General features: G+C 64.9%; 8 protein-coding genes and 1 pseudogene. 8 read left to right on the plus strand and 1 reads right to left on the minus strand.

The annotated features are described in order from the left end of the window. Positions 1-624 (minus strand): annotated as a pseudogene (locus tag VF497_RS01895) (MFS transporter); the annotation flags it as partial. Between the two features lie 120 nt (positions 625-744). Here VF497_RS01895 and VF497_RS01900 point away from each other — a divergent pair. From VF497_RS01900 to VF497_RS01935, 8 genes are all read left to right on the plus strand, one after another. Then, positions 745-1,551, plus strand: coding sequence for an MOSC domain-containing protein (locus VF497_RS01900; RefSeq protein WP_330885693.1), 807 nt, complete (start codon positions 745-747; stop codon positions 1,549-1,551). Between the two features lie 113 nt (positions 1,552-1,664). Beyond that, a complete protein-coding gene (locus VF497_RS01905; RefSeq protein WP_330885695.1) occupies positions 1,665-3,548 on the plus strand; it encodes a peptidase M61 in 1,884 nt (627 codons plus the stop codon). Positions 3,549-3,659: 111 nt separating this feature from the next. Next, the gene (locus tag VF497_RS01910) at positions 3,660-4,094 is read left to right on the plus strand and encodes a GFA family protein (RefSeq protein WP_330885697.1); all 435 of its coding nucleotides are present in this window, start codon (positions 3,660-3,662) and stop codon (positions 4,092-4,094) included. Between the two features lie 43 nt (positions 4,095-4,137). Beyond that, positions 4,138-4,527, plus strand: coding sequence for a GFA family protein (locus VF497_RS01915; protein ID WP_330885699.1), 390 nt, complete (start codon positions 4,138-4,140; stop codon positions 4,525-4,527). 127 nt (positions 4,528-4,654) lie between these two features. Further along, positions 4,655-5,059 carry a VOC family protein gene (locus VF497_RS01920; RefSeq protein WP_330885701.1) on the plus strand — a complete coding sequence of 135 codons (405 nt, stop codon included), beginning with the start codon at positions 4,655-4,657 and terminating at the stop codon, positions 5,057-5,059. Positions 5,060-5,089: 30 nt separating this feature from the next. Then, entirely contained in the window at positions 5,090-5,479 is a 390-nt protein-coding gene (locus tag VF497_RS01925) for a hypothetical protein (protein WP_330885703.1), read from the plus strand. Positions 5,480-5,521: 42 nt separating this feature from the next. Further along, complete coding sequence (locus VF497_RS01930; RefSeq protein WP_330885705.1) at positions 5,522-5,914, plus strand: YciI family protein; 393 nt, start codon at positions 5,522-5,524, stop codon at positions 5,912-5,914. Between the two features lie 4 nt (positions 5,915-5,918). Further along, on the plus strand, positions 5,919-6,137 hold a 219-nt coding region (locus VF497_RS01935; RefSeq protein WP_330885707.1), incomplete at its 3' end, for a hypothetical protein.

Here is a 6,137-nt window from a genome sequence, read left to right on the forward strand (position 1 = left end):
CGGATTGCGCCGCGACCATACGACAAGCCCCGCGATGCAGGCGATCGAACATGCAAGCAGGCCGGCCGACACTGCGAGCAGCTTGGCGATGCCGATATGGCCGACGAGGCTGCCGGCGAGCAGCGAACCGCCGATCGCGCCGAGGCCGCCGCCGATCGAGATCACGCTGAACAGCCGGTGCGACTGGTCGACGGTGAAGATGTCGGCCATGAAACTCCAGAACACGGCGACGACGAACAGGTTGAACACGCTGACCCAGACGAAGAACACGCCGCCGAGAAGCTTCGGATTCAACTGCCCCTGGAGTTCGAAGAACGGGATGAAGGCGATCAGGCAGAGGATGAAGAACGCGTAGACGATCGGCACGAAGCGCTTGCGCGGAAAGCGCGCGACCAGCGCGCCATAGATCGGCGTGAACACAAGCGTGACGAGAAACACCGCGAGGTAGAACGACGGCAGCGAAGTGGAACCGGCAGCCGCGACCAGCTGCTCGCGCACCGGCCGCATCACGTAGTAGGAGCCGAGCACGCAGAAGAAATACGCGAACGAGAGCAGCAACGCGGGCCATTCCGCGGATTCGACGCGGAAGAAGCCGCGGCTCTGCTCGGTGCTGGATGTCGCCAAGGGCTGTCGCCGATTGCCGGGGGCGGCAAGGGTAACATGCGTGCCGCGGTTTGCTGCCCTCCTGCCATCGGAAGAAGGCGAGAACTGCCATCGGCGATGCGCTTGCCGTATCCTTTGCCGATGACGTTCGCGCTCGCTTCGATCCACATCTATCCGGTCAAGTCCTGTGCTCCGGTGACGCTCAAGTCGTCAGCGGTGGAAACGCGTGGGCTCGCGCGCGACCGGCGCTGGATGGTGATCGATGCCGACGGCAGGTTCCTCACCGGGCGCGAGCATGCGCGCCTGACCCTGATCCGCGCGCTGCCGAATGCGGACGGCTCGCTGCATCTCGACGCGCCCGCGACCGCGGGCATTCGTGTTCCGCTGCCTGATACCCACGGCCGGCGCATCGCCACGGCGGTGTGGGACAACCCGGTCGCGCCGCTGCTCGCCGACGAAGCCACGAACGCGTGGCTGAGCAAGTTCCTCGGCGCGCCCGCGCGCCTCGTGCACATGGACGCGGAATGCGTGCGCGCGGTCGATGCGAAATACGCGCGCGCCGGCGACGAAGTCAGCTTCGCCGACGGTTTCCCGCTGTTGCTGATCTCGCAGGCCGCGCTCGACCTGCTCAACTCGAAACTCGCTGCGCCGGTGGCGGCACTGCGCTTCCGCCCCAATTTCGTCGTCACCGGCACCGAGTCGCATGCCGAGGATGGATGGAAACGCATCCGTGTCGGCGAGGTCGAGTTCGACGTGGTCAAGCCTTGCGTGCGCTGCGTGTTCACGACGGTCGATTTCGAGCGCGGCGAACGCGACCCTTCCGGCGAGCCCCTGCGCACACTGATCGGCTACCGCCGCAGCGAAAAAGGCGTGACCTTCGGGCAAAACCTGATTCCGCGCGGCAGGGGCGTGGTGCGCGTCGGCGATACGGTCAGCATCATCGCCTGATTTCCCGTCGTTCCGGCAGTCCTGCCGGAATGACGAGCGAAGCATGACTTCTGGCCTACCGGGCCCACGCGGGGCGCTTGCTATGCTGCGCCGTCATTCAAAAGGATCCTGCAATGCGCCGCGTACTCGCCGCCCTCGTCGTCTTTTCCGCATCAACGATCGTGCAGGCCGCGGTGCCTGCGCCGGCCGACTCACCGTACCCCGGCACGCTGAAACTGCACGTCGACGCGACCGACCTCGACCACCGCATCTTTCGCGTGCACGAAGAGATTCCGGCGACGCCCGGCACGCTGACTCTCCTCTATCCGCAGTGGCTGCCCGGCAACCACTCGCCGCGCGGGCCGATCGACAAGTTCGCCGGTCTGGTGATCCGCGCGAACGGCAAGACGCTGGCATGGCGGCGCGACCCGGAGAACGTCTACGCCTTCCATGTCGACGTGCCCGAGGGCGCGAACGCGATCGAAGCGGAATTCCAGTTCCTCTCGCCGCTCGACGGCGGCCAGGGCCGCGTCGTGATGACGCCGGACATGCTCAACCTGCAATGGAACACGGTCGCGTTGTATCCGGCCGGGCATGATGCGAGCCGAGTGCAGATCGCGGCGAGCGCGACGCTGCCCGCCGGCTGGGAATTCGCCACCGCGCTCGAACGCGACGGCGCACCCAGCGACGGCAAGGCCAGCTTCAACCCGGTCGACTTCGCCACGCTCGTCGATTCGCCGATGTTCGCCGGCCGCCACTTCAAGCGCGTCGACCTCGATCCCGGCGCGAAGGTGCCGGTGCATCTCAACATCGTCGCCGACGAGGCGAAATATCTCGAGATCAAACCCGAGCAATTGAAGGCGCACCAGGAACTGGTCAAGCAGGCTTACAAGCTCTATGGCTCGCAGCACTACGACCATTACGATTTCCTCTTTGCGCTGTCGAACAAGCTCGGCGGCATCGGCCTCGAGCACCATCGCTCCAGCGAGAACGGCGTCGCGCCCGAGTATTTCACCGACTGGGCCAAGCAGGCCGGCGAACGTGACTTGCTGCCGCACGAGTACACGCATTCGTGGAACGGCAAGTTCCGCCGCCCGGCCGATCTGGCCACGCCGAACTTCAACGTCACCATGGGCGACACCCTGCTCTGGGTCTACGAAGGCCAGACGCAATACTGGGGCAACGTGCTCGCCGCGCGCGCGGGCCTGCACAGCGCCGAACAGGCGCGCGACGAACTCGCGCTCACCGTGGCCAACTACGCCGACAACCGCCCCGGTTTCGCCTGGCGCAACGTGCAGGACACGACCAACGATCCAACCATCGCCCAGCGCCGTCCGCTGCCATACCGCAATTACCAGCTAAGCGAGGACTACTACAGCGCCGGCGCGCTGGTCTGGTTGGCAGTCGACACGAAGCTGCGCGAACTCTCGCACGAGAAGAAGTCGCTCGACGATTTCGCCCGCGCCTTCTTCGGCGTCGACAACGGCGACTGGAAAGTGAAAACGTATACTTTCGATGATGTCGCTGCGACGTTGAATTCGATCGCGCCGCACGACTGGGCGAAATTCCTGCACGAGCGCCTCGACGCCAACGCCCCGCCACTCGACGGCCTCGCCGCCGCCGGCTGGAAGCTCGTCTACACCGACAAACCCAGCGACTACCAGAAGAACGCCGAAGGCAACGCGAAAACGAACAACTTCGCTGCCTCGATTGGCCTCATGGTCGCGAGCGACGGTGGCCGCATCTCCGACGTGCGCTGGAACGGTCCCGCGTTCAAGGCCGGCATCGCGCCCGGCGGCACGCTCGTCGCGGTCGACGGCCGCGAATACCGGCCCGAACGCCTCGCCGACGCGATCAAGGATGGCAAAGCCGGCAACGCGCCTATCGAGTTGCTCGTGAAGAACGGCGACCTCTACCGCACGTTCAAGGTCGACTACCGCGACGGCGCGAAGTATCCGCACCTCGAACGCATCCCCGGCACGGTCGACCGACTCGGTGCGCTCCTCGCGCCGCGCTGACGGCATGGGTTCGACCCGGCGGACCGCAACGGCAGCGTTGCGGTAAGCTGACGGTCCCGCGGTGGCGGCTGGTTCAAACGTCAGGCTGGACTCATCCCATCGGAGCTCGAGATGACTCAACGAACAGGGCGATGCTTGTGCGGCGCGGTGACCTTCACGCTTGCTGTCGATCCGCTCGCGGTGCGAGTCTGCTGGTGCCGGGACTGCCAGCATCTGGCGGCAAATGGCACGGTGAACATGCTCGTGCCGACCTCGGCGCTCACCCATTCCGGCCCGTTGTCCGAACATGTGAAAGTGGCGAACAGCGGCAATGAAGTAACCCGCCAATTCTGTTCCAATTGCGGCACGCATCTTTTTGCCAAATCCAATACCCGGCCGCAATTCAGGGTGGTGCGTGTCGGCAATCTGGATGACCCGTCGTCCATCCAGCCTGGCGTGAACATCTGGGTGGCAAGTGCGCCTGACTGGGCCTGCCTTGATTCATCGCTGGAACGTGTGGAGCATCAACCCGCTCCACCCTCCCAGCCACCCTCGGGCCAGGCCTGACGTCATTCACGCCGAGGCCGCTTCGCGAAACGGGAAGCACGCCATGATTGAAGGTTCCTGCCTCTGTGGTGTCGTCGTCTGGAAGTTCGCCGGCCAACCCGATGGGGCAACCGCATGCAACTGCACGGCGTGCCGTCGATACGGCGTGCTCTGGGCCTATGACTACGAAGGCGAAGGCATTCAGGTTGCCGGGCCGACCAAACCCTACGTAAGAGGCAAGGCTCTGGAGTTCCACTTTTGTCCTGACTGCGGCTGCATTGCTTTCTGGCGCGCAAGCAAGAAAGATGCAGAGGGGCGTCTGCGCATTGCGGTCAACCTGCGCCTGGCCGAGCCGGCGGCAGTGGCAACGATACCGATCGATCACTTCGATGGCCTGGACTCCTTCGAAGACCTGCCGCGCGATGGCAGGTGCGTGGCCGACTATTGGTTCTAGTGTCGTTGCATGACGGTTCGTTCACGCGAACCGCTGCCGGGCTGCTGAGGTAAGCTGTCGCACCCGGCTGCCCGGCCCGATCATCGAGCGGCCTTCGACTTCGACAATCAATCTGGACGGACGAATCATGGCGAGAATCACCGGAATCGGCGGCGTCTTCTTCAAGAGCAGGAACGACAACAAGGCGCTTGCCGCCTGGTATCAGAAGCATCTGGGCATGCCGCTCGAGGTCTGGGGCGGCGCGGCGCTGCGCTGGCCGGACGACAAGGCCGACGACAAGGGCGTGACTGCATGGCACGTCGCGGGCAAGGACAGCCAGTGGTTCAGCCCCAGCGATTCGGCTTTCATGATCAACTACCGCGTCGACGATCTCGGCGAGTTGATCGCGCAGCTGCACGCGGACGGAATCGAAATCGTCGGCGGCCCCGAATCGCACGAGAACGGCAAGTTCGCCTGGATCATGGATCCGGACGGCAACAAGGTGGAGCTGTGGCAGCCGATGGCATGGGACGAGAAGAACAAGAACGCGTGAGGACGCCGTCTTTTTCAATGCGATAACGCCGTGAACGTGCCTGCCGAACAGCCGCTGCAGTCCGGCGTGCTGACTTCGCCGGCGGATCCGCTGCTCGCCGATGCCATCGCGCGGACCTTGCGTGCACCCGCCGCCGATCGTGCCGCCTTGTTCGCCGGCCTCGTTCGCGACATCGAGGCATTCATGGCCGCGCGTCCGCAGGAACGCCCGTGGACATGCAAGGTCTATCGTGGCACCGAAGGCTCGGCGATCTTTCGCGGCGGTGTCGGCCACTCGCTCGTGATCGATCCCGTCGGCCGCCTGTGGCGCGCGCGAAGCTACGAGGATTTCGAAACCACCTACGTGTTCGCAGGCGGCAGCTGCGACATCGACACGCTGACGCCGATCTATGCGCAGATGCGCGAGTACCTTCCCGCATGAGCCAGGTACTCTTTGTCCCAAATCCCTTTCACGGATATCTCCATGAACGCAGACGCTCCTCTCACCGAATACCTCGTCATCTCGCGCGGCCAGTGGGACGCGTCCGCATCGAAGGAGGACATCCAGCGCGCGATCGACGCGTTCTATGTCTGGCACGAGCGCATGGTCGTGGAGGGCAAGGCGACGCGAGGAAGCCGGCTGATGAAGGACGGCAAATTCGTCTCGCGCCGCGGCGTCGTCGACGGACCTTACTCCGAAGCGAAGGAAGTGATCGGCGGCTATTGGTCTGTGCATGCGCGCAGCCTCGAGGAGGCGGTGCAATTGCTCGCGCAAAATCCCTGCCTCGCCTACGGACTCGTCAACGAAGTGCGCGAGCTCGACCCGGCACTGGGCAGCGCCTTCGCCGTGACTGCGGAAACGCCGGCACACGGCTGACGCGATGATCGCGACACCGGAAATCGGCCTCGCCACGATGGCCGACGCACGCGCAATCGCCCTGCTCGCGCGCGACGAGATCGAGCACGGACTGGGCTGGTCGTGGACGCCGGCGCGGGTGCAGCACTGCATCCGCGATCCGCGCAGCAACGTGATCGTCGCCCGCGACGGCGCAGGCGTGATCGGCTTCGCCCTGATGAGCTACGACGCGGACCACGCGCAC

Source organism: Rudaea sp. (assembly GCF_036383415.1).
In the GTDB taxonomy this organism is placed as follows: domain Bacteria; phylum Pseudomonadota; class Gammaproteobacteria; order Xanthomonadales; family Rhodanobacteraceae; genus Rudaea.

Bases quoted from the DNA above. Each gene is read 5' to 3' on its own strand.
- VF497_RS01900 (WP_330885693.1), top strand. From the start codon at position 745: ATGACGTTCGCGCTCGCTTCGATCCACATCTATCCGGTCAAGTCCTGT.
- VF497_RS01905 (WP_330885695.1), top strand. From the start codon at position 1,665: ATGCGCCGCGTACTCGCCGCCCTCGTCGTCTTTTCCGCATCAACGATC.
- VF497_RS01910 (WP_330885697.1), top strand. From the start codon at position 3,660: ATGACTCAACGAACAGGGCGATGCTTGTGCGGCGCGGTGACCTTCACG.
- VF497_RS01915 (WP_330885699.1), top strand. From the start codon at position 4,138: ATGATTGAAGGTTCCTGCCTCTGTGGTGTCGTCGTCTGGAAGTTCGCC.
- VF497_RS01920 (WP_330885701.1), top strand. From the start codon at position 4,655: ATGGCGAGAATCACCGGAATCGGCGGCGTCTTCTTCAAGAGCAGGAAC.
- VF497_RS01930 (WP_330885705.1), top strand. From the start codon at position 5,522: ATGAACGCAGACGCTCCTCTCACCGAATACCTCGTCATCTCGCGCGGC.